This is a genomic window from Marinimicrobium sp. UBA4209 (assembly GCF_002381585.1).
Lineage (GTDB): Bacteria > Pseudomonadota > Gammaproteobacteria > Pseudomonadales > Cellvibrionaceae > Marinimicrobium > Marinimicrobium koreense.
On the sequence record NZ_DFTP01000048.1, the window covers coordinates 89,852 to 90,201 of the forward strand.

A 350-nucleotide genomic window follows, 5' to 3' on the forward strand; every position below is an offset into this window, starting at 1 on the left:
ATTGGAATGAACCAAGTGGTCGCTCAGGTAGTCAATCAGCTCAGACTGGCGGGGCTCATCGACCAGCGTCATCACACCTTTGGCGACCGCCATGGCTTTCAGGTCGGCGTCACTGACTTCGATTTCGGTGTCCACCAGAGCCGCGCCAATGCCGTAGATGTGATAGTGATCGTTCATGAATGCCTCGCTGTCTGTCCGAAATTGAGCGCTATGTGGCGCTTCCGGTTGGGTTTTGGCCGACCATTATGCAAAATAAGCGCCCCGTACGAAAGCGCCCCGAACGCGCGGGGCTTCACCAGTAACGAGTTGACCTCCGATTATGACCCGACGTCGCCACAAAACCCGAACCC

1 pseudogene is annotated in these 350 nt (G+C 56.6%); it reads right to left on the bottom strand.

Features of this window, described 5'->3' with window-relative positions:
• A pseudogene (locus B3187_RS07135) lies at nucleotides 1-177 on the bottom strand (adenosine kinase); the annotation flags it as partial.
• Between the last annotated feature and the right edge of the window lie 173 nt (nucleotides 178-350).